The sequence below is a fragment of the Pseudomonas sp. NFX5 genome, from assembly GCF_049132125.1.
GTDB lineage: Bacteria > Pseudomonadota > Gammaproteobacteria > Pseudomonadales > Pseudomonadaceae > Aquipseudomonas > Aquipseudomonas marginalis.
Genome location: NZ_JAFMZG010000014.1, coordinates 26,974 through 49,118, shown reverse-complemented (window position 1 = coordinate 49,118; position 22,145 = coordinate 26,974). Strand labels below are relative to the sequence as shown.

The window sequence follows — 22,145 nt, the reverse complement described above, 5'->3', positions numbered from 1 at the left end:
TGTGGTTGGGTAACATCTGCGCCCACTTTGACCGACGAGGTACAGCATGCGTCGCACTATGGTAGCTGGTAACTGGAAGATGCACGGTACCCGCGCCAGTGTCGCTGAGCTGATCAATGGCCTTCGTCACTTGGCCTTGCCTAGCGGTGTTGATATCGCGGTGTTCCCGCCTTGCTTGCATATCACCCAAGTGGTGGATGGCTTGAAAGGTAAGTCGATTCAGGTCGGCGCGCAGAACTCTGCGGTGGAAGCCATGCAAGGTGCGTTGACCGGTGAGATTGCACCGAGTCAGCTGGTTGATGCGGGTTGTTCCTATGTGCTTGTCGGGCACTCCGAGCGCCGTCAGATGATGGGCGAGCGTGATGGGACACTCAATCGCAAGTTCGCAGCAGCGCAGGCTTGTGGCTTGATTCCGGTGTTGTGTATTGGGGAGACCCTTGAGCAGCGGGAATCGGGCAAGACTCTTGAAGTTGTCTCGCGTCAGCTTGGCAGCATCATCGAGGAGCTGGGTGTTGGTGCGTTCGCAAAGGCGGTAATTGCTTACGAGCCGGTCTGGGCCATTGGTACCGGGCTGACTGCTACACCGCAACAGGCGCAGGATGTGCACGCAGCCATCCGCGCGCAGTTGGCGGCAGAGAATTCTGAAGTCGCACAAGGTGTGCGGCTTCTATACGGCGGCAGCGTGAAGGCGGCCAATGCGGTCGAACTGTTCGGCATGCCGGATATCGATGGGGGGCTCATTGGTGGAGCTTCCCTGAATGCAGATGAGTTCGGTGCGATTTGTCGCGCCGCGGGAAACTGAAAAAATGCTGGAAACAGTCGTAGTCGTTTTTCATCTGTTGGCTGCCCTGGGCGTAGTTGCCCTGGTTTTGTTGCAACAGGGTAAAGGTGCGGATGCTGGTGCGTCTTTCGGTGCAGGTGCTTCAAATACTGTGTTCGGAAGCCAAGGTTCCTCTACCTTTCTTAGTAAGTTTACTGCTATACTTGCCGCCGGTTTCTTCATAACCAGCTTGGGGTTGGGTTACTTTGCTAAAGAGAAGGCTCATGTGCTGACTCAGGTAGGTTTGCCAAACCCAGCAGTGTTGGAAGTTCCAAAAGCAAAACCGGCTTCTGATGATGTCCCGGTGCTTCAAGAGCAAAAGTCGGCTACTCCAGCGACTGACGTACCTCCAGCTCAAGAGCAGAAGTAAGAAGGGTTGTAAACGCTGTATTGCCGAGGTGGTGGAATTGGTAGACACGCAACCTTGAGGTGGTTGTGCCCATAGGGTGTAGGGGTTCGAGTCCCCTTCTCGGTACCAATTATCAGGAGAGCCCGCTGTTGCGGGCTTTCTTGTAGGTGGAAGGTTACATTGACCCTGTAAGGGATCGGTCGTATACTTCCGCCCCAGCTTTGTCGCGGGGTGGAGCAGTCTGGTAGCTCGTCGGGCTCATAACCCGAAGGTCGTCGGTTCAAATCCGGCCCCCGCAACCAGTTTTAGCGGAGCCCCTTTTAAGGGGCTTTTTGTTAGCTGGACACTTTCAACGCCGCTGTTCGACGGCGTTTCAAGGATGGGCGTTTCGCCCATTTTTTTATTTTGCACAGCATGCACATACATGCACGAGGGGGTTCAGGTGTCGAGCAAGCTAGAAGAGTTGCAGGCCTTGTTGGCCCCGGTGGTCGTGGCCCTAGGCTATGAATGCTGGGGTATTGAGTTTTCGGCTCAAGGTCGCCACTCAATGTTGCGCGTTTATATCGATAAAGAGGGCGGCGTGCTGGTGGACGATTGTGCCATTGTCAGCCGTCAGATCAGCGGTGTTCTGGATGTTGAAGATCCTATCTCCGTTGAGTACACCCTCGAAGTTTCCTCGCCAGGCATGGAACGCCCACTGTTCACTATTGATCAGTTTGCAAAATTTGCCGGTGAACAAGTGAAGATCAAGCTGCGATCCCCGTTTGAAGGGCGTCGCAACTTTCAGGGCCTTCTGCGCGGTGTAGAAGAACAGGATGTCGTGGTGCAGGTAGAAGACCATGAGTTCCTGTTGCCGATCGATATGATCGACAAGGCCAACATTATTCCCAGTTTTGACTGAGACGCGGATCCCGCGGATCCAATGGCTTGCGAAAGGCGAGGCGTACGATGAGCAAAGAAGTACTGCTGGTTGTTGAGTCGGTATCCAATGAAAAGGGCGTACCGGCAAACGTGATTTTTGAAGCGCTGGAGCTGGCCCTGGCCACTGCTACCAAAAAGCGTTTTGAAGACGAAGTTGATCTGCGTGTGGAAATCAACCGCCACACCGGTGCCTATGAGACTTTCCGTCGCTGGACGGTCGTCGAAGAGGCCGATCTTGATGATCCGGCCATCGAAACCTGGCCAAGCAAGGTTGCTGAAACGCACCCAGGCGCCCAGGTCGGTGATGTCGTTGAAGAAAAGATCGAGTCCATCGAGTTCGGCCGCATTGCTGCACAGACCGCCAAGCAGGTCATCGTGCAGAAGGTTCGCGAAGCCGAGCGCGCTCAAGTCGTTGATGCCTATCGCGAGCGCCTGGGGGAAATCATCTCCGGCACCGTGAAAAAAGTGACCCGCGACAATGTGATCGTCGACCTGGGCAACAACGCTGAAGCGTTGCTGGCCCGCGAAGACATCATCTCTCGCGAAACCTTCCGTGTTGGCGTGCGTTTGCGTGCGCTGCTCAAGGAAATCCGCACCGAGAACCGTGGCCCTCAGTTGATTCTGTCGCGTACTGCGCCGGAAATGCTGATTGAGTTGTTCCGTATCGAGGTGCCGGAAATTGCCGAAGGCCTGATCGAAGTCATGGCTGCGTCCCGCGACCCGGGTTCGCGTGCCAAGATCGCGGTCCGCTCCAAGGACAAACGCATCGACCCGCAAGGCGCTTGCATCGGTATGCGCGGTTCGCGCGTCCAGGCAGTGTCGGGCGAATTGGGTGGTGAGCGTGTGGACATCGTCCTCTGGGACGATAACCCGGCGCAGTTCGTGATCAATGCCATGTCGCCGGCTGAAGTGGCGGCAATTATCGTTGACGAAGATGCCCATGCAATGGACATCGCCGTTGGCGCAGACAATCTGGCCCAGGCCATTGGTCGTGGTGGTCAGAACGTGCGTCTGGCCAGCCAGTTGACCGGCTGGACCCTGAACGTAATGACCGAATCGGACATCCAGGCTAAGCAGCAAGCTGAAACCGGTGACATCCTGCGCAACTTCATCGACGAGTTGGAAGTCGACGAAGACCTGGCGCAGGTGCTGGTAGATGAAGGCTTCACCAGCCTGGAAGAGATTGCCTACGTACCGTTGGAAGAAATGCTCAACATCGACGGCTTTGACGAAGACACCGTCAACGAGCTTCGCGCTCGGGCCAAGGATCGTTTGTTGACTAAAGCCATCGCTACTGAGGAAAAGCTGGCAGACGCCCATCCGGCCGAAGACCTGCTCTCGCTTGAGGGTATGGACAAGGATTTGGCGATGGAACTGGCGGTGCGCGGCGTAATTACCCGCGAAGACCTGGCCGAGCAGTCTATTGACGATCTGCTCGACATCGACGGCATTGACGATGATCGTGCCGGCAAGTTGATCATGGCCGCCCGAGCCCATTGGTTCGAGTAATTAGGCGCGGCCTGAGGAGAGAAGTGCATGACGCAAGTCACGGTGAAACAACTGGCCGATGAGGTCAAAACACCGGTAGAGCGCCTGTTGCAGCAGATGCGTGAGGCAGGTCTGCCGCACACCGCCGCCGATGAAGGTGTGAGCGATAGTGAGAAGCAGTCTTTGCTGACTCACTTGAAGAGCAGCCACAAGGCGAAAGTGGAAGAACCGCGCAAGATTACATTGCAGCGCAAAACCACCAGCACCCTGCGGGTTGCGGGTAGCAAGAGCATCAGCGTTGAAGTACGCAAGAAGAAAGTCTTCGTACAGCGCAGCCCGGAAGAAATCGAAGCCGAGCGCAAACGCGAACTGGAAGAACGTCGCGCAGTAGAAAATGCTGCACGTCAGAAGGCTGAAGAAGAAGCCAAGCGTCGCGCCGAAGAAGAAGCGCGTCGTCAGCCTGCTGCTGCGCAAACTGCTTCCACTGAAGCGGTAGCCGCGCCTGGCGCTCCTGCAGACGCTGTGCGTGAGGCCGCTCCGGTTGCCGCTGCACCAGCACCTGCTGCCGATGCCCGCAAGCGCGAAGAACCTCGTCGTCCGGATAAACCACGTGCCGACGATAACAATCGTCGCGGTGGTGGTGGCGATGGCGAGCGCAAAAACGCTCCGCATCGTGCTTCGGTCAAAGAGAAAGCGCCTGCTCCACGCGTTGCTCCACGGACTACCGACGAAGAAAGCGATGGCTTCCGTCGTGGTGGTCGCGGCAAGGCCAAGCTGAAGAAACGCAACGCCCACGGTTTCCAGAGCCCAACCGGCCCTGTCGTGCGTGATGTGCAGATCGGCGAGACCATCACGGTTGGCGATCTTGCCAACCAGATGTCGGTCAAGGCTGCTGAAATCATCAAGTTCATGTTCAAACTGGGTACTCCAGCGACCATCAACCAGGTGCTTGATCAGGAAACTGCTCAACTGGTAGCCGAAGAACTGGGCCACAAAGTGACCCTGGTCAGCGACACCGCCCTGGAAGATTCCCTGGCTGAGTCCCTGAAGTTTGAAGGCGAGACATTCTCCCGTGCGCCAGTCGTGACCGTAATGGGCCACGTTGACCATGGTAAGACTTCGCTGCTCGACTACATCCGTCGTGCCAAGGTAGCTGCTGGCGAAGCCGGCGGTATCACCCAGCACATCGGTGCGTACCACGTTGAAACCGAGCGCGGCATGGTCACCTTCCTCGACACCCCAGGTCACGCCGCGTTTACCGCAATGCGTGCCCGTGGTGCCAAGGCGACTGACATCGTGATCCTGGTCGTTGCAGCGGACGACGGCGTGATGCCGCAGACCATTGAAGCTGTCCAGCACGCTAAAGCCGCTGGTGTTCCTCTGGTTGTTGCCGTGAACAAGATCGACAAGCCGGGCGCCGATCTCGATCGCATCCGTAGCGAACTGTCGGTTCATGGCGTGACGTCTGAAGAGTGGGGCGGTGATACGCCATTCGTTTCGGTTTCGGCGAAAGTCGGTACTGGCGTGGACGAACTGCTCGAAGCTGTCCTGCTGCAAGCTGAAGTACTTGAACTGAAAGCAACCCCATCGGCCCCAGGTCGTGGTGTTGTGGTTGAGTCGCGTCTCGACAAGGGTCGTGGCCCGGTTGCAACCGTACTGGTTCAAGACGGTACCCTGCGTCAAGGCGACATGGTACTGGTCGGTTCGAACTATGGCCGTGTACGTGCCATGCTCGACGAGAACGGCAAGCCAATCAAGGAAGCCGGTCCTTCCATCCCTGTCGAGATCCTCGGCCTGGACGGTACCCCGGACGCTGGCGACGAGATGAGCGTGCTGTCTGACGAGAAGAAAGCCCGTGAAGTGGCTCTGTTCCGTCAAGGCAAGTTCCGTGAAGTCAAACTGGCTCGCGCGCATGCCGGCAAGCTGGAAAACATCTTCGAGAACATGGGCCAGGCCGAGAAGAAGACGCTTAACATCGTCCTCAAGTCTGACGTTCGTGGTTCCCTCGAAGCGTTGAACGGCGCCTTGAATGGCCTGGGTAACGACGAAGTGCAAGTGCGTGTTGTGGGTGGCGGTGTCGGTGGTATTACCGAGTCCGACGCCAACCTGGCACTGGCTTCCAACGCTGTACTGTTCGGCTTCAACGTGCGTGCCGATGCTGGCGCTCGCAAGATCGTCGAGCAGGAAGGCCTGGACATGCGTTACTACAACGTCATCTACGACATCATCGAAGACGTCAAGAAAGCCCTCACCGGTATGCTTGGCAGTGACGTCCGGGAGAACATCCTGGGTGTCGCCGAAGTACGTGACGTGTTCCGCTCGCCGAAATTCGGTGCGATCGCCGGCTGCATGGTTATCGAAGGTACCGTGTACCGTAATCGTCCAATCCGTGTACTGCGTGAAGACATCGTTATCTTCGAAGGCGAGCTGGAATCCCTGCGCCGCTTCAAGGATGACGCTTCCGAAGTGCGTGCCGGCATGGAATGCGGTATCGGCGTCAAGAGCTACAACGACGTCAAGGCTGGCGACAAGATCGAAGTCTACGAGAAGGTTCAGGTTGCTCGCAGCCTCTAACTCGCGCACTTCAGGAGCCACGCCGCGTGTGGGCATGCAAATGCCCCGCGCAGCGTGAGGACTCTAAACGCAACGCCCGGTCTGGCTTTTGTCAGGCCGGGCGTTTGCCGCTTTCAGACCCCATGGGTTTCACCGTGTGGCAGTAACAGGTAACAAGACATGGCAAAAGAATACAGCCGTACCCAGCGTATCGGCGATCAGATGCAGCGTGAGCTGGCCCAACTGATCCGTCGCGAAGTCAAAGACCCCCGCGTTGGCCTGGTCACCATCACCGCTGTTGAAGTGAGCCGTGACGTGGGTCACGCGAAGATCTTCATCACCGTGATGGGGCAGGACAACAGCGAAGAAATCGCGCAAAGCATCAAGGTACTCAACTCGGCCGCAGGTTTCCTGCGCATGCAGTTGGCCCGTGAAATGAAGCTGCGCAGCGTGCCCCAGTTGCACTTCCACTACGACGAAAGCGTTGTGCGTGGCGCGCACCTGTCGGCACTGATCGAGCGCGCCGTGGCTGAAGACAGCCAGCACCCATCCACACCTGAAGACGCCAAGGAGTAAGCGGTGGCTCAGGTCAAACGTATCCGTCGCAACGTCAGCGGCATCATTCTGCTCGACAAGCCGATTGGCTTTACCTCCAATGCCGCGTTGCAGAAGGTCCGCTGGTTGCTCAATGCCGAGAAGGCCGGACACACCGGCAGCCTCGATCCCCTGGCCACCGGTGTACTGCCGTTGTGCTTTGGCGAGGCCACCAAGTTCTCGCAATACCTGCTCGATTCCGACAAGGGTTACGAAACCCTGATGCAACTGGGCAAGACCACCACCACGGCAGACGCCGAAGGTGATGTTTTGCAGGTTCGCGACGTGACCGTTGGTCGTGCTGATATCGAAGCTGCTTTACCTGCTTTTCGTGGGCAAATCAGTCAGATACCGCCGATGTACTCGGCGCTCAAGCGTGATGGGCAGCCCCTTTACAAGCTGGCACGTGCGGGCGAAGTAGTGGAGCGCGAACCGCGTTCTGTTACTATTGCGCGCTTGGAATTGCTCGCCTGTGAAGGTGACACCGCACGCTTGGCCGTGGACTGCAGCAAAGGCACTTATATCCGTACTCTGGTGGAAGATATTGGTGAGCAGCTCGGTTGCGGCGCGTATGTAGCTGAACTGCGACGCACCCAGGCCGGACCTTTCAGCCTGGCCCAGACGGTCACACTGGAAGAGTTGGAGGCGGTACACGCCGAAGGTGGCAACGAAGCGGTTGATCGCTTCCTGATGCCGTCGGACAGTGGCTTGCTGGATTGGCCATTACTGCACTTTTCGGAACACAGCGCGTTCTACTGGCTTAACGGCCAGCCGGTACGCGCCCCGGATGCCCCGAAGTTCGGCATGGTGCGGGTACAGGATCATAACGGTCGCTTTATCGGTATCGGTGAAGTGAGCGAAGACGGGCGCATCGCGCCACGTCGACTGATTCGGTCAGAATGACCGAACGAGTGTGGCTGTTAACAGGCACGGTCAACACTCATTTTTAGATACAGGGATTTGTCCCTGGCCTGTTGAAACTGCCCTTTGGGTGGTTTCCTGAAAAAAGGATTGCCTCATGGCTCTCGACGTTCAAGAAAAAGCACAAATCGTAGCTGACTACCAGCAAGCTGTTGGTGACACTGGTTCGCCAGAAGTGCAAGTTGCACTGCTGACCCACAACATCAACAAGCTGCAGGGTCACTTCAAGGCCAACGGTAAAGATCACCACTCCCGTCGTGGTCTGATCCGCATGGTAAACCAGCGCCGTAAGCTGCTGGACTACCTGAAAGGCAAGGATCTGGGTCGTTATCAGGCTCTGATCGGTCGCCTGGGTCTGCGTCGCTAATCAGCGATTGCGCTAGAGGTTGGTTGTCTGCCGTGTGTCAGTGGGATTCCCGCTGGCCCATGGTAGGCTCCCAGCCTCAAGTTTTATCTGGATACACGTTTTACCCCTGGACAAGGGTTGGGCCGATTCCCGACATTGCCCAAGAATTTCGCAAGAAGACAAGTTCCCCAAGAGCCACAAAGAAGGTAGGACACCGTGAACCCGGTTATCAAAAAATTCCAGTTCGGTCAGTCGACCGTTACCCTCGAGACAGGCCGTATCGCCCGTCAAGCCTCCGGCGCAGTGCTGGTTACCGTTGACGACGACGTTACCGTATTGGTGACCGTTGTTGGCGCCAAGCACGCCGACCCAAGCAAAGGCTTCTTCCCTCTTTCCGTTCACTACCAGGAAAAGACTTACGCTGCCGGTAAGATCCCTGGCGGTTTCTTCAAGCGCGAAGGCCGTCCTTCCGAGAAAGAAACCCTGACTTCCCGACTGATCGACCGTCCGATCCGTCCGCTGTTCCCAGAAGGCTTCATGAACGAAGTGCAGGTTGTCTGCACCGTCGTTTCCACCAGCAAGAAAACCGATCCTGACGTCGCGGCGATGATCGGTACTTCGGCTGCCCTGGCCATCTCCGGTATTCCTTTCGATGGCCCGATCGGCGCAGCCCGCGTTGCTTTCCACGAAAGCACCGGTTACCTGCTGAACCCGACTTACGAGCAACTGAAAGCATCGAGCCTGGACATGGTCGTTGCCGGTACGTCGGAAGCCGTATTGATGGTTGAATCGGAAGCCAAAGAGCTGACCGAAGACCAGATGCTGGGCGCAGTACTATTTGCCCACGACGAGTTCCAGGTTGTGATCAACGCTGTTAAAGAACTGGCTGCCGAAGCTGCCAAGCCGACCTGGGCCTGGGCTCCGCAAGCCGAAGCAACCGAACTGCTGGGCGCTATCCGCTCCGAGTTCGGCACTGCGATCTCCGACGCCTACACCATCACCGTCAAGGCCGACCGTTACGCTCGCCTGGGTGAGCTGAAGGACCAGGTTGTTGCCAAGCTGTCCGGCGAAGAAGGCCAGCCTTCTTCCAGCGAAGTCAAAGCAGCCTTTGGTGAAATCGAATACCGCACCGTTCGCGAAAACATCGTTAACGGCAAGCCACGTATCGACGGCCGCGACACCCGCACCGTTCGTCCGCTGAACATCGAAGTCGGTGTTCTGCCGAAGACTCACGGTTCGGCACTGTTCACCCGTGGTGAAACCCAGGCACTGGTCGTTGCGACCCTGGGTACTGCCCGTGACGCACAGCTGCTGGACACCCTGGAAGGCGAGAAAAAAGACCCCTTCATGCTGCACTACAACTTCCCGCCGTTCTCGGTGGGCGAGTGTGGTCGCATGGGCGGTGCTGGTCGTCGCGAAATCGGTCACGGCCGTCTGGCCCGTCGTTCGGTCCAGGCCATGCTGCCTGCTGCTGACGTGTTCCCGTACACCATCCGTGTGGTGTCGGAAATCACCGAGTCCAACGGCTCCAGCTCCATGGCTTCGGTCTGCGGTGCTTCCCTGGCGCTGATGGACGCGGGTGTGCCGATGAAGGCGCCGGTTGCCGGTATCGCCATGGGCCTGGTTAAAGAAGGCGAGAAGTTCGCCATCCTGACCGACATCCTGGGTGACGAAGACCACCTGGGCGATATGGACTTCAAAGTAGCCGGTACCGCCAAAGGTGTTACCGCGCTGCAGATGGACATCAAGATCAAGGGCATCACCGAAGAGATCATGGAAATCGCCCTGGGCCAAGCCCTGGAAGCGCGCCTGAACATCCTCGGTCAGATGAACCAGATCATTGGTCAGTCCCGTACCGAACTGTCGGAAAATGCTCCGACCATGATCGCGATGAAAATCGACACCGACAAAATCCGTGATGTTATCGGTAAAGGCGGCGCGACCATTCGTGCGATCTGTGAAGAGACCAAGGCTTCGATCGACATCGAAGACGACGGCTCGATCAAGATCTTCGGCGAAACCAAGGAAGCTGCAGAAGCTGCGCGTCAACGCGTCCTCGGCATCACCGCTGAAGCCGAGATCGGCAAGATCTACGTCGGTAAGGTTGATCGCATCGTCGACTTCGGCGCATTCGTCAACATCCTGCCAGGCAAAGATGGTCTGGTTCACATCTCCATGCTGAGCGACGCTCGCGTTGAGAAAGTGACCGACATTCTGAAAGAAGGCCAGGAAGTGGAAGTGCTGGTACTGGACGTGGACAACCGCGGCCGTATCAAGCTGTCCATCAAGGACGTAGCAGCAGCCAAGGCTTCGGGCGTTTAATTACCCCAGGCTAACGCTGAAAAAAAGGACTCTTCGGAGTCCTTTTTTTACGCCTGAAGGAAAATGCCGAAAAATCAGACGCTTAGTAAATCGCAAAAGCCGCAACTTGCACGCAGGCATGATGGCGTTCATGCAAGTTGCACGATTCCGAAATTCGAGTGTTTTTATAAGTATATGATTTTTAACGATTTAATCTTCTGTGGCGACTTGGCACACTGCCTGCAATAACCCTGTTAACGCTGCAGCATCAAGGTTCACACACTGCAGACTTTTAATAAAACAGGAGTTACTCGTATGAAGAAGTTCGCTCTCGCTACTGCTACCGCTCTGACCCTGGCCATGGGTGCTAACGTGGCCTTTGCCCAGACTTCCCAAGCTCCAATGACCCTGGCGGCCGGTGAAGCCACCAAGGCAAAAGAAAGCGTTTCGGATACTTGGATCACCACCAAAGTTAAATCCGATCTGCTGACCGAAAAAGGCATCCCTGGTTCGGACATCAAGGTTGAGACCAACAAAGGTGTGGTTTCCCTGTCTTCGACCGTAGCCATTTCGGACGCGCAGAAAGAAACTGCCGTAGCGATCACCAAGAAAATCAAAGGTGTAACCGCAGTTTCGGCTGACGGCCTGTTGGCTGGCGGCGCTACCAAGGCAGACAACATCGACAAAACCAAAGGTGCAGCGGCTGACGCCAAAGGCGCAACCTCCGACACCTGGATCACCACCAAAGTCAAAGCTGACCTGGTCACCGAGAAAGGCATTCCTGGCACCGACATCAAAGTCGAAACCAACAAGGGTGTAGTTTCCTTGTCCTCTTCGGTCGCTGTGACCGAGGCACAGAAAACGACCGCGGTGAACATCACCAAGAAAATCAAAGGCGTTAAAGCTGTATCGGCCGATGGCCTGAAAGCAGAGTAACGCTCAAGAATTCGTCTGAACTAGCGGCGGCGGCGCGTGAGTTAGATATCCACTCAATGCACCTCTAAGTTTCATGCGACCGACCACACGGATGTGGTCATTACAGGCCCCGGCACTTCTGTGTCGGGGCCTGTTCTATTGGGGCGGGAAAGTAATGCGCCAGCGGCGCCTACTCGGCGTCCAAGTGCATCGGCGTTATCACTCGACCGTCTTTTTCTGCCTGGCCCAGTTGCGCGTCAATGAAGTAGACCCGGTCGTCCTCCAGCTGGGCTTTATCCACCAGGTAGTCCTTGATCGTGCTCGCACGGTCCTGGCCCAACTGGCGCAGCAGCACGTCACTGCCACTCCAGAACTTGATCACGCTCTCTTTCAACTTGGCGGTGCGGTCACTGCTGCTCAGGTCCTTCCATTCAGCCGGAGGCTGCTGTTTCAAGCGGGTGCGGTAAATACCTTCGAGCAAGGGGGCTTTTTCGCTCTCAGGGACTTCCAGCAAGGACGCCTGGGCCGGGACTTTCTCGCCACGGCGCTGCAGCATTTTGTAGTAGTTGTATTGGTATTCCCGCTCCAGTCGCTGGGCCGCCAGGAATGGGCCGTCGCTGCTGGCTGCGGCCGTGCCTTCGATTTCCAGGCGTAGGGCAGGGCGTTCTTTCAAGGCTTTGGCCAAGGTGTTGAGAGCGCCTTCGGCATCTTTGTTCAACTCGCTGGAGCCTGCCGCGAACGACACGCTACCCAAGTCCTCCGCTCCGCCTCCGGTGACCAATCCGCCAATAAACTTGAACGGCGCAGTGGCCGCCCGCACCACCAGATTGCGCAGGGTTTGCCACACAATGGGCATTACGCTGAATTGCGGGTTATTCAGGTCACCGGATACGGGCAGTTCGATGGAGATCTTGCCGTCGCTGTCCTTGAGCAAGGCGATTGCCAGACGAATCGGCAAGTCCACGGCATCGGCGCTGTCGACTTTTTCGCCCAGTTGCAATTGCTCGACCACCACTTTGTTCTCAGCCTTCAACTGGCCCCTGGTGATCACGTAATGCAGGTCAAGGTTGAGGCGGCCCTTGCGGATGCGGAAACCGGCGAACTTGCCCGAGTAAGGCGTCAGGGTGGTCAGCTCGACACGTTTGAAGCTGGTGGCGATGTCCAGCGCCGCCATCGGGTCAAACGGGTTCACGCTGCCTTTGATGGTCACCGGTGCATAACGGTCCACCTTGCCCTTGATGTCAACGCTCGCCGGCTTGGCCTGGCGACTGTCGATGGTGCCGATCTGCCCATTGAGCTGTTGGATCGCAGTGGCGAAGTTGGGGGTGAGGCTGAAGTCGGCGAAGTTGGCCGAACCGTCGTTGATCGCAATCTGCCCGATATGGATGCCCAGGGATTTTTCTTTGCTCGCGGCAGGTTTGGCTGACGATTTGGCGCCACTGTCGGCCGGCTGCGGGATCAGCAGGTCGTCGACGTTGGTGGTGCGGTCATCGTTGATCATGAACCGCGCATAGGGCTGCAGCAGGTTGACCTTGTCGATCGACAGGCTGTCGCCGTGTTGGTAGTTCACGCCTTCGAGCACCAGGCGCTGCCATTTGAGGAAGTCGCGGGTCTTGAGGGTGTCGAGGGTATGCAATTGGTCAACCTGCGCGCGGCCGGTGATCTGCAGCGCCAGGGGATCGGTGCTTTTCAGGTTCACGTCGAGGTCGCTGCCAAGCATGCCACTGCGCAGTTCCAGGCGGATAAACGGGCTGATATAGGACTGGGCGACCCGCAGGTCGATGTCCTTGGTATTGACCTTCAACTTGGCGCTGACCGGGTTGAGGTTGACCGTGCCGGTTGCCTGGATCTTGCCCTGCTTGCCCAGGCCGGTGTCGACCTTCAGGGTGAAGGGGCTCTGGTTGAGGCTGTCGAAGTTCTGCACGTCGACGTTCAACGGGCCGAGCTCCAGCGCCACCGCAGGTTTGGCCTGGCGGTCGGCCAAGTGCACCTGGTAGTTGCGCAGCTGTACATCCTTGAGCAGCACTTGCCAGGGCTTGCTTGGGGCGACGGGCGCAGGCTTTGGCGAGTCGGCCGTGGCGGGTGCAGTCGCAGGCTCCGGCGCCTTGGCCGGTTTGCCTGGCTGGCCGGCGAACAGTTTTTGCCAGTCCAGTTGCCCATCCGCTTCACGAGCCGCCCAGGTCTCGAGTTTATTGCTGCGGATCTTGCCCACCACCACCTGCTGTTTGGCCAGGTCCACCGTGGTCTCACTGACGTCCAAACGCTCCAGGCGCACCAACGGCCGGCCATCCGGGGCCTTGATGGCGAACGGTGCGATGCTGGCGGCGGTATTGGTCAGGTTCAGCTCGGTTTCTTTGGCCAGACTGAACCTGTATTCGGTACTGAAGTTGAGCACGCCGTCTTCAAGTACCAGGGGTAAGGCGTCACGCACATACGGCCACCAGGCTTTCATCTTGCCGCCGGTGACTTTGAGCGTACCTTCGGACGTGATCGGCACCAGGCTGAAGTTGCCTTTCCAGTCGATCTGTCCGCCTTCAGGGCCGGCGGCGACCAAGGTCATGTCCGCATTGTCTTCCGGCAGGGTGCTGAGGTTCTTCAGCTCGAAGTCGAGGGTATCGTAGAGGAATTCGATGGGTTCGCTGGGGCGCAGGTCTTGGAAATGCAAATAACCGCCAGCCAGCTTGATGCTGTCGACACGCAGCGGGAACGGTTTGGCGTCAGGGTCTGCCGGGGTCGGCTCGCTCGGTGGCAGCTTGAACAACTGCGCCAGATTCAGCTGGCCTGATTTGTCGAACAACAACTCGGTCCTGGGCTTGTCCAGTTGCACATCCGCCAGGTGCAGGGCGCGGGTCCACAGGCTATCGACCTGCAGGTTGGCGTAAAGCCGTTCGAAACCTACCTGTTCCTTACCGGGCTCGCCGATCTTCAAGCCCCATACCGTGACTTCCAGGCTGAACGGGTTAAGTTCGATCCGTTCGATGCGTGCCGGCACCGTGGCGTAATTGGCCAACTGTTGGTTGGCAATGCGAAGAGCGATGCCAGGCAAAATCAGAAAGCCCAGCAAGCTGTACAACGCGAGGGCAGTCAACAAGGCGCCAGCGGCGCGAATCAATCCTTTGGGCATGGGGCGGCGCCATCTATGTCAAACAGGAGTGCCTTGGAGTATGGCACGGGTTTTCGGTTCCGAAGAACCGGGCCTTTAGGATGCTGCTTACAGTTGAAGTATCAGAGTCTTCAGCGGTGGTTGTTGATCTTGTGAGGGAAAGTCCGCGCCGGGCGTCATGATTTTCCAGTCCCGCACCGGACGCCCAGCCTTTTGCGCACAACGCAGCACCTGTTCACGCCAATCCTCCATGCTGACTTTTGCCAGGTTGTTACAGCAGATCAGCACGCCATTGTCTGCTGTAGCGAGCAGTGCCGGCTTGAGCAGGCTCTGGTAGTCACGCAACAGGTCGACGGTACCGAAGGCACTCTTGGCCCAGGCCGGCGGGTCGAGCAACACCAGGTCATATTGACGCTGCTCCAGGCGCGGATAGCTCGGCAGTTTCTGCCCGCGACGCTGGGTGATCGGCAGCCCGGCCAGTTGGCGAATCGCCGGGAAGTAGTCCGATTGCACGAACTCCATGGTGGGAAGCTGTGGATTGAGCTGGCCGTTTTCACGTCCCACCGCCAGGTTGCCCTCGGCGAAGTCCAGGTTGCATACCTCGCGCGCACCACCGGCAGCGGCGCTCAGGCCCACCCCACAGGTGTAGGCAAACAGGTTCAGTACGCTTTTGCCGGCGCTGTGGTCCTTGACCCAGCCGCGGGTATTGCGCAGGTCGAGGAACAGCAGTGGGTCCTGGCCGGCGTGGCGCCCACGGACACGGTAATTGAGGCCCCATTCGTGGCCGACCAGGTCTTCCAGCGCGGCAGGTTCGGCGCGGTATACCGAATCTTCGCGATCGACCCGCGAGTTGCCGCGGGAGCGGTCGTTGTAGACCAGCAGCAACTCCAGGCCCATGTACTGGTTGATCAGTTGGTGCAGCTCCAGCAGGTCGGCGGTTTCCAACGACTGATGGAAGCTTTGCACCAGTAACTGCGGGCCATAGCGGTCGATGGTCAGGCCGCCGGCGCCTTCCTGGCTGCCATGGAACAGCCGATAGCAGTCGGTGCCCTGGGCGTGCAGTTCGCTGATCAGATCCTGGCGATGATCGAGGGCGGCGCGCAGCGCCTGATTCAAGGGAGACATGGAGCGCGCCTTGCTTAGGTAAATGGGGGCAATGAGGGCGCGGAGTTTAGCAGCTATGGCGCGTCGCCTACATCAACCCCATCCGCCGGTGTGCACGCTGCACCGAACCATTGCGCATCGCCCAGCGCAACAACGGTGCGCTGCGCTTGACCCCGGCGCGGATCATCTGGCGTTGCAGGGGGCTCTGGTGCTGATCGAGCAGGGTGCTGGCCCAGTCCGGCAGCAGGTCGATCCCGGCTTGCATCATCAAGGCACCAAAAGGCTTGGCCAACAGGCTGGGGGAGGGCGCGTTCAGCAACAGGCGCAGCACTTCGCGGCTGCGCTCGTCGCACAGCAATTGCGGGCGGATGCTCTCAAGGTAATCGGAAATTTCCTGGCGTGAATGCGGCACATCCTGCGCGCCGAGCCGTTCTGCGACGACGGCGATCTCGTTGTAGTAACGGTCCTGATCACGGCCGCAGAGGTGCGGGTTGCGATAGCGCAAGTGGGCAGCAAGAAAGTTGCTCACCTCCGCCACATGCACCCAGGTCAGCAGCGCTGGATCGCTGGCCGCGTAAGGCCTCCCGTCCGGGGCATGGCCCACCACCTGCAGGTGAATGGTGCGCACTTTTTCGATCAGCCAGTCGGCGTCTTTGCGCGCGCCGAACGTGGTACCGGAAATAAACTGCGAGGTACGGCGCAGGCGCCCAAGCATGTCCTGGCGAAAATTCGAATGGTCCCACACGCCGGCCAGGGCCAATGGGTGCAAGGCTTGCAGCATCAAGGCGCTGATGCCGCCGATAAGCATGCTGCTGAAGTCACCATGGACTTGCCAACTGACCGACTCCGGCCCGAACAGGCCCGGATCGCCCTTGGGGTTTTCCAGATCCAGTTGGCCCAGTGACAAGCCGGTGAGGCTCATCAACTGGGTTTCGATACGGCTGCGGATAAATTCCATGGCGACTCGGGTTTCCTAGCGGTTCAGGCGTTTGTCGATCAGGCCGTCGACGACGCTGGGGTCGGCCAGGGTCGAGGTGTCACCCAGGCTGTCCAGTTCATTGCAGGCGATCTTGCGCAAAATCCGGCGCATGATCTTGCCGGATCGGGTTTTCGGCAAGGCCGGTGCCCATTGGATCAGTTCCGGCTTGGCAAAGCTGCCGATTTCCTTGCTGACCAGTTCCAGCAGGTGTTTTTTCAGCGCCTCGCTGGGTTCGACGCCATTCATGGGGGTGACAAAGGCGTAGATGCCCTGGCCTTTGACATCGTGGGGGTAGCCCACCACGGCAGCCTCGGCCACCTGGTCATGCAGTACCAACGCACTTTCTACCTCGGCGGTGCCGATACGGTGGCCGGATACGTTGATCACATCGTCGATACGCCCGGTGATCCAGTAGTCACCGTCCTCATCGCGGCGCGCGCCGTCACCGGTGAAATAGTAACCGGGGTAGGGTTTGAAATAGGTGTCGACCATGCGCTGCGGGTCGCCGTAGACGCTGCGAATCTGCCCCGGCCAACTGGCCTTGATCGCCAGTACGCCGCTGCCGGCACCGCTGATGACCTTGCCTTGTTCATCCAGCAGCACGGGCTGCACGCCAAACATCGGCTGGGTGGCGCAACCCGGTTTGATCCGCTGGGCGCTGACCAGCGGGCTGAGCATGATGCCGCCGGTCTCGGTCTGCCACCAGGTATCGACAATGGGGCAACGCTGTTCGCCCACCGCGTTGAAGTACCAGTCCCAGGCTTCCGGGTTGATCGGTTCGCCCACGCTGCCCAGCAGGCGCAGGCTGGCGCGGGAGGTCGTCTGCAGCGGGGCGTGACCCTCGCGCATCAACGCGCGCAAGGCGGTGGGGGCGGTATAGAAGATATTCACCTGGTGTTTATCGATGACCTGCCAGAAGCGCGAACTGTCCGGGTAGCTCGGCACACCTTCGAACATCAGCGAGGTCGCGCCATTGGCCAGCGGCCCGTACACGATGTAACTATGGCCGGTGACCCAACCCACGTCGGCGGTGCACCAGAACACCTCACCGTCGCGGTAATCGAGTACGTACTTGAAGGTCATTGCCGCCTGGAGCAGGTAGCCGCCCGTGGTGTGCAGCACGCCCTTGGGTTTGCCGGTGCTGCCGGAGGTGTAGAGGATAAACAGCGGGGCTTCGGCGTCCATCGGTTCTGGAGGGCAATGGTCGCTCGCTGCATCCAGGGCCTGTTGATACTTGAGGTCGCGGCCTTCGCTCCAGTTCACTGGGGCGCCGGTGCGCTGTACCACCAGCACCGTGCTGACGTCGGGGCAACTGGCCAGGGCCTTGTCGACATTCTGTTTCAAAGCCACCGGCTTACCACCGCGCAGGCCTTCATCGGCTGTGATCACGGTGCGGCAGTCGGCGTCCAGGATGCGGTCACGCAGGGCGTCCGGTGAGAACCCGCCAAATACCACCGAGTGCACCGCGCCAATCCGTGTGCAAGCCAGCATGGCGTAGGCCGCTTCCGGGATCATCGGCATGTAGATACACACCCGGTCGCCTTTTTTCACGCCACGGCTTTTCAGCACATTGGCCAGGCGGCAGACGTTTTGGTGCAGTTGGCGGTAGGTGATTTTGGAAGATTTTGCAGGATCGTCACCTTCCCAGATGAAGGCCGGCTTATCGGCGCGTTGCGCCAGGTGACGGTCGATGCAGTTGTAGCTGACGTTCAACTGGCCACCGGCAAACCACTGGGCGGCACCGGTCTGGATGTCTGACTGCTGGACGGTGTGCCACGGTGTTATCCAGTCGAGAAAGCCCTTGGCCTGTTCGGCCCAGAACGTGTCCGGCTGTTCGATGGATTGGCGATAGAGGCGCTGGTAGTCCTCTTGACTGAGTTGCGCAGCCCGGCGGACGGCATCGGCGGTGGGAAACGTGCTGATATCGAACATGAGCGATCCTTATTCTTGTTTTTGCGACAAGTCATAAAGATGCACCCTGTATGGAGAGGGTTCAAGGCCAACGTCCAAACGGACGTTGGCCTTGCGGTGCCTGCATCAGCCGCGGTGACGGCCGCGGAAGTAGTTGATCAGACCCTGGGTCGACGCGTCTTCGGCCAAGGTTTCTTCGGCGCCGGTGAGGCGATTGTATACGCCCTTGCCCAGCTCCTTGCCCAGCTCCACGCCCCATTGGTCGAAGGCGTTGATGCCCCAGATCACGCTTTGCACGAACACTTTATGTTCATACATCGCAACCAGGGCGCCCAGGCGACGCGGGCTGATGCGTTCAACCACGAGCGTGTTGCTCGGACGGTTGCCCGGGATCACCTTGTGCGGTGCCAGCTTCTGCACGTCGTCTTCCGGGATGCCCTTGTCGCGCAGCTCGGCTTCGGCTTCGCTGCGGGTCTTGCCGAGCATCAGTGCCTGGCTTTGGGACAGGCAGTTGGCGTAAAGCCATTGATGGTGGTCGGACACCGGGTTGAAGCTGACGATCGGCACGATGAAGTCGGCCGGGATCAGTTGGGTGCCCTGGTGCAGCAATTGGTGATAAGCATGTTGGCCGTTGCAGCCGACGCCGCCCCAGATCACCGGGCCTGTGTCGGTGGACACTGGTTTGCCGTCCTGGCGCACGCTCTTGCCGTTGGATTCCATGTCCAGCTGCTGCAAGTGCTTGGTGATGTTACGCAGGTAGTGGTCGTATGGCAGGATCGCATGGCTCTGCGCACCCCAGAAGTTGCCGTACCACACGCCCAGCAGGCCCAGCAGCACCGGCATGTTCTGTTCGAACGGTGCGTTCTGGAAATGCTGGTCCATGGTGTAGGCACCGGACAGCAGTTCCTTGAAGTTGGACATGCCGATGGCCAGGGCGATTGGCAGGCCGATGGCCGACCACAACGAATAACGGCCGCCCACCCAGTCCCACATCGGGAAGATGTTTTCTTCGCGGATACCGAAGGCCACGGCGGCCGCGTTGTTGCTCGACACGGCGATAAAGTGGCGGTACAGCTCGGCTTCCGAGCCACCCTGGGCCAGGTACCAGGCGCGGGCGGCCTGGGCGTTTTTCAGGGTTTCCAGGGTGTTGAAGGATTTCGACGAGACGATAAACAGCGTGGTCTCGGCGCGCAGCTTCATGGTCAGCTCATGGAATTCGCTGCCATCGATGTTCGCCAGGTAGTGGCAGCGCACGCCTTTGTGGGCGTAGGACAACAGCGCTTCAGAGACCAGCTCCGGGCCGAGGAACGAGCCGCCGATGCCGATGTTCACCACGTCGGTGATTGGCTTCTCGGTGTAGCCACGCCACAGGCCGTCGTGGATGCGGCCGACCAGGTCGGTGATCTGGTTCAGCACCTTATGCACGTCCGGCATGATGTTCACGCCGTTGACCGACAGCTTGTCGCCCACCGGGCGGCGCAGGGCGGTGTGCAGGGCAGGGCGGCCTTCGGAGGAGTTGACCGGCTCGCCCGCATACAGCGAGTTGATTGCGTCTTTAAGGCCCACTTCGTTGGCAAGGCCCACCAGCAGGTCGCGGGTTTCGCCGGTGATCAGGTTTTTCGAGTAATCGAGGAAAAGTCCGCAGCTGCTCAAGGTGAACTGGGAAAAGCGCTGGGGATCGGCATTGAACGCTTCGCGCATGCTGAAATCCTGCATGGCTTGGCGATGTTGATTGAGCGCTTGCCAGGCGGGCAGAGCGGTAACGTCATGAGGGGTGCGGTAGTACGCCATCGCTGCGGGTTTCCTTTTATTACGGGGACTGCCTTTAGGACACTTCAAAGCCCGGAACATCCAGTCTTATCTCAAGGATTGGGTTCCAGACAGCGCTAACCATAGCGCAGGGCGATTACATTAAACCTAGCGTGTCGATATGTCTTGGCTTTGTCTGCGCTGTGGCCGGTACTTTTTTATACCGGCACAGCGATCAGGGCAATCGGCGGGGTGTTCAGAGAGGTCAGTCGAGGGTCAGATGCAGGTTGTCGATCAGGCGGGTCGTGCCTAGAAAGGCCGCCACCAGAATCACAATATCCCGATCCTCCGCCGTAGCGGCCCGCAGGTGCACGCCCTGGCGCACTTCGAGGTAATCCAGGCGCAACCCGGCAGCCTCGATCTGCTGCACCTGTTCGGCACGCAGCCTGGCGAAGTCGTGATCACCGCTTTTGATGGCTGCGGCAATCTGGCTGAGGCTGCGGTACAGCACCGGCGCGATCGCACGTTGTTCTTCGCTGAGAAAACCGTTGCGCGAGGACAGTGCCAAGCCATCATCGGCGCGCACGGTGGGCTCGCCAATGATCTGGATCGGCATGTTCAGGTCATGGACCATGGCACGAATCACGGCCAGTTGCTGGTAGTCCTTCTGGCCAAATACAGCCATGTCCGGCTGGACCATGTTGAACAGTTTGCTGACCACGGTCGCCACGCCTTCGAAATGCCCGGGACGGCTGGCGCCGCACAAGCCTTCGGACAATTGCGGGACGCTGACGCGGGTCTGGCCGGTCATGCCGCCGGGGTACATCTCCTCGACGGTCGGCGCGAACAGCAGGTTGCAGCCTGCCTGTAGGAGCTTTTCCTGATCGGCGGCCAGGGTGCGAGGGTACTTGTCCAGGTCTTCGCCGGCGCCAAATTGCAGCGGGTTGACGAAAATACTCGCCACGACAAAGTCCGCCTGCTGCACAGCCTTGCTGACCAGGCTGGCATGGCCGCTGTGCAGGTTACCCATGGTGGGCACGAAGCCGATGCGTTTGCCGGCCTTGCGGGCGTGGGCGACGGCGGCTCTGAGTTCACGTACGGTTTTTACGGTGTTCATGCAGAGAATCCGTGTTCGGCGCCTGGGAAGGTCACGCCTTTGACTTCGGCGACGTAAGCACTCAATGCCGCGTGGATGCTGTCCTGGCCGGTCATGAAGTTCTTCACGAACTTCGGCACGCGGCCGGTAATCGACAGGCCGAGCATGTCGTGCAGCACCAGCACCTGGCCGTCGGTGGCCGAGCCCGCGCCAATACCGATCACCGGCACTTTAACGGCCTGGGTGATTTCTGCTGCGAGTTCGCTGGGCACGCATTCGAGCAGGATCATCGCAACGCCCGCCTGCTCCAGGGCGATGGCATCGGCACGCATCTGGCGCGCCTGGGCTTCGTTGCGGCCTTGGACCTTGTAGCCGCCGAGGATGTTCACGGACTGTGGCGTCAGGCCCATATGTGCACAGACCGGCACGCCGCGCTCAGCCAGCAGGCGAATCGACTCGGCGAGCCACACGGCGCCCTCCACCTTGATCATGTGTGCACCGGCACGCATCAGTTTGCCGGCGTTCAGGAAGGTCTGTTCGACGGTGGCGTAGTCCATGAACGGCAGGTCGGCGATGATGAATGCGCCGTCGTTGCCGCGCTTGACGCTGGAGGTGTGGTAGGCCAGTTCATCGGTGGTGACGGGCAGGGTGCTGTCATTCCCTTGAAGGACCATGCCCAGGGAGTCGCCTACCAGTAACACTTCAACCCCGGCCTGGCAGCAGGCGTGGGCGAAGGTGGCGTCATAGCAGGTCAGCATGGTGATTTTTTCACCTTTGAGCTTGAGGCTCTGCAAGGTGGTCAGGGTAATGTCTGGCATGAAAAGGGTCCTCGTTCAGGCGCTTGGAAACAGCGAGTTACGCGCGTGAGTCTTCGTTATTCAGGCGCACCGTCTTGAGAGCAGTGCTTATAAGGCCTGGATTGCGCCCTTCAGCGCCGGGTTGGCGGCAGCGGGACGCCTATAGTCGTGAGGAGGACACGGGAAGTCAATTGGATG

General features: G+C 59.0%; 17 protein-coding genes and 2 tRNA genes. 12 read left to right on the top strand and 7 right to left on the bottom strand.

Translation table 11 applies throughout. From position 1 onward, the window contains the following. Positions 1-46: 46 nt before the first annotated feature. From tpiA to J1N02_RS08890, 12 genes are all read left to right on the top strand, one after another. Positions 47-802 carry a triose-phosphate isomerase gene (tpiA, locus tag J1N02_RS08945; protein ID WP_015885920.1) on the top strand — a complete coding sequence of 252 codons (756 nt, stop codon included), beginning with the start codon at positions 47-49 and terminating at the stop codon, positions 800-802. A 4-nt stretch (positions 803-806) separates the two neighbouring features. Further along, positions 807-1,190 carry a preprotein translocase subunit SecG gene (gene secG / locus J1N02_RS08940; protein ID WP_010206600.1) on the top strand — a complete coding sequence of 128 codons (384 nt, stop codon included), beginning with the start codon at positions 807-809 and terminating at the stop codon, positions 1,188-1,190. A gap of 22 nt (positions 1,191-1,212) precedes the next feature. After that, positions 1,213-1,298 (top strand) — tRNA-Leu (locus tag J1N02_RS08935). Positions 1,299-1,394: 96 nt separating this feature from the next. Beyond that, positions 1,395-1,471, top strand: a tRNA-Met gene (locus J1N02_RS08930). A gap of 140 nt (positions 1,472-1,611) precedes the next feature. Beyond that, entirely contained in the window at positions 1,612-2,070 is a 459-nt protein-coding gene (rimP, locus tag J1N02_RS08925) for a ribosome maturation factor RimP (RefSeq protein WP_003235029.1), read from the top strand. A 47-nt stretch (positions 2,071-2,117) separates the two neighbouring features. Next, the gene (nusA, locus tag J1N02_RS08920; protein WP_003212187.1) at positions 2,118-3,599 is read left to right on the top strand and encodes a transcription termination factor NusA; all 1,482 of its coding nucleotides are present in this window, start codon (positions 2,118-2,120) and stop codon (positions 3,597-3,599) included. A gap of 27 nt (positions 3,600-3,626) precedes the next feature. Beyond that, entirely contained in the window at positions 3,627-6,152 is a 2,526-nt protein-coding gene (infB, locus tag J1N02_RS08915; protein WP_027605369.1) for a translation initiation factor IF-2, read from the top strand. Between the two features lie 159 nt (positions 6,153-6,311). Beyond that, positions 6,312-6,707: a 30S ribosome-binding factor RbfA gene (gene rbfA, locus J1N02_RS08910; RefSeq protein WP_003176137.1), complete on the top strand. Its 396-nt coding sequence runs from the start codon at positions 6,312-6,314 to the stop codon at positions 6,705-6,707. A gap of 3 nt (positions 6,708-6,710) precedes the next feature. Beyond that, positions 6,711-7,628, top strand: coding sequence for a tRNA pseudouridine(55) synthase TruB (gene truB / locus J1N02_RS08905; RefSeq protein WP_027605370.1), 918 nt, complete (start codon positions 6,711-6,713; stop codon positions 7,626-7,628). Between the two features lie 115 nt (positions 7,629-7,743). After that, a complete protein-coding gene (gene rpsO, locus J1N02_RS08900) occupies positions 7,744-8,013 on the top strand; it encodes a 30S ribosomal protein S15 (RefSeq protein WP_003176135.1) in 270 nt (89 codons plus the stop codon). Between the two features lie 195 nt (positions 8,014-8,208). Then, positions 8,209-10,314 (top strand): polyribonucleotide nucleotidyltransferase, encoded by a 2,106-nt coding sequence (pnp, locus tag J1N02_RS08895; RefSeq protein WP_421147289.1) that lies wholly within the window; start codon positions 8,209-8,211, stop codon positions 10,312-10,314. Positions 10,315-10,608: 294 nt separating this feature from the next. Continuing rightward, positions 10,609-11,229: a BON domain-containing protein gene (locus tag J1N02_RS08890; RefSeq protein ID WP_027605372.1), complete on the top strand. Its 621-nt coding sequence runs from the start codon at positions 10,609-10,611 to the stop codon at positions 11,227-11,229. A gap of 169 nt (positions 11,230-11,398) precedes the next feature. On the opposite strand, the gene J1N02_RS08885 is transcribed toward J1N02_RS08890, so the two are convergent. The 7 genes from J1N02_RS08885 to panB form a co-directional block, all read right to left on the bottom strand. After that, positions 11,399-14,332 carry a DUF748 domain-containing protein gene (locus J1N02_RS08885; RefSeq protein ID WP_421147288.1) on the bottom strand — a complete coding sequence of 978 codons (2,934 nt, stop codon included), beginning with the start codon at positions 14,330-14,332 and terminating at the stop codon, positions 11,399-11,401. An 87-nt stretch (positions 14,333-14,419) separates the two neighbouring features. Further along, positions 14,420-15,436 (bottom strand): class I SAM-dependent rRNA methyltransferase, encoded by a 1,017-nt coding sequence (locus tag J1N02_RS08880; RefSeq protein WP_098480916.1) that lies wholly within the window; start codon positions 15,434-15,436, stop codon positions 14,420-14,422. Positions 15,437-15,503: 67 nt separating this feature from the next. Further along, complete coding sequence (locus J1N02_RS08875; protein ID WP_421147287.1) at positions 15,504-16,373, bottom strand: oxygenase MpaB family protein; 870 nt, start codon at positions 16,371-16,373, stop codon at positions 15,504-15,506. Positions 16,374-16,388: 15 nt separating this feature from the next. Next, positions 16,389-18,326: an acetate--CoA ligase gene (gene acs / locus J1N02_RS08870; protein ID WP_421147286.1), complete on the bottom strand. Its 1,938-nt coding sequence runs from the start codon at positions 18,324-18,326 to the stop codon at positions 16,389-16,391. A 105-nt stretch (positions 18,327-18,431) separates the two neighbouring features. Further along, positions 18,432-20,096, bottom strand: coding sequence for a glucose-6-phosphate isomerase (pgi, locus tag J1N02_RS08865; RefSeq protein WP_027605377.1), 1,665 nt, complete (start codon positions 20,094-20,096; stop codon positions 18,432-18,434). 223 nt (positions 20,097-20,319) lie between these two features. Next, positions 20,320-21,171, bottom strand: coding sequence for a pantoate--beta-alanine ligase (panC, locus tag J1N02_RS08860; protein ID WP_027605378.1), 852 nt, complete (start codon positions 21,169-21,171; stop codon positions 20,320-20,322). Next, complete coding sequence (panB, locus tag J1N02_RS08855; protein WP_027605379.1) at positions 21,168-21,968, bottom strand: 3-methyl-2-oxobutanoate hydroxymethyltransferase; 801 nt, start codon at positions 21,966-21,968, stop codon at positions 21,168-21,170. Before panB ends, panC begins: the two co-directional genes overlap by 4 nt. Positions 21,969-22,145 lie beyond the last annotated feature (177 nt).

Excerpts from the sequence above, each read along its gene's own strand:
- tpiA (WP_015885920.1), top strand. The coding sequence starts at position 47 with ATGCGTCGCACTATGGTAGCTGGTAACTGGAAGATGCACGGTACCCGC.
- secG (WP_010206600.1), top strand. The coding sequence starts at position 807 with ATGCTGGAAACAGTCGTAGTCGTTTTTCATCTGTTGGCTGCCCTGGGC.
- nusA (WP_003212187.1), top strand. The coding sequence starts at position 2,118 with ATGAGCAAAGAAGTACTGCTGGTTGTTGAGTCGGTATCCAATGAAAAG.
- infB (WP_027605369.1), top strand. The coding sequence starts at position 3,627 with ATGACGCAAGTCACGGTGAAACAACTGGCCGATGAGGTCAAAACACCG.
- rbfA (WP_003176137.1), top strand. The coding sequence starts at position 6,312 with ATGGCAAAAGAATACAGCCGTACCCAGCGTATCGGCGATCAGATGCAG.
- rpsO (WP_003176135.1), top strand. The coding sequence starts at position 7,744 with ATGGCTCTCGACGTTCAAGAAAAAGCACAAATCGTAGCTGACTACCAG.
- J1N02_RS08890 (WP_027605372.1), top strand. The coding sequence starts at position 10,609 with ATGAAGAAGTTCGCTCTCGCTACTGCTACCGCTCTGACCCTGGCCATG.
- J1N02_RS08885 (WP_421147288.1), bottom strand. The coding sequence starts at position 14,332 with ATGCCCAAAGGATTGATTCGCGCCGCTGGCGCCTTGTTGACTGCCCTC.
- J1N02_RS08880 (WP_098480916.1), bottom strand. The coding sequence starts at position 15,436 with ATGTCTCCCTTGAATCAGGCGCTGCGCGCCGCCCTCGATCATCGCCAG.
- J1N02_RS08875 (WP_421147287.1), bottom strand. The coding sequence starts at position 16,373 with ATGGAATTTATCCGCAGCCGTATCGAAACCCAGTTGATGAGCCTCACC.
- acs (WP_421147286.1), bottom strand. The coding sequence starts at position 18,326 with ATGTTCGATATCAGCACGTTTCCCACCGCCGATGCCGTCCGCCGGGCT.
- pgi (WP_027605377.1), bottom strand. The coding sequence starts at position 20,096 with ATGGCGTACTACCGCACCCCTCATGACGTTACCGCTCTGCCCGCCTGG.
- panC (WP_027605378.1), bottom strand. The coding sequence starts at position 21,171 with ATGAACACCGTAAAAACCGTACGTGAACTCAGAGCCGCCGTCGCCCAC.
- panB (WP_027605379.1), bottom strand. The coding sequence starts at position 21,968 with ATGCCAGACATTACCCTGACCACCTTGCAGAGCCTCAAGCTCAAAGGT.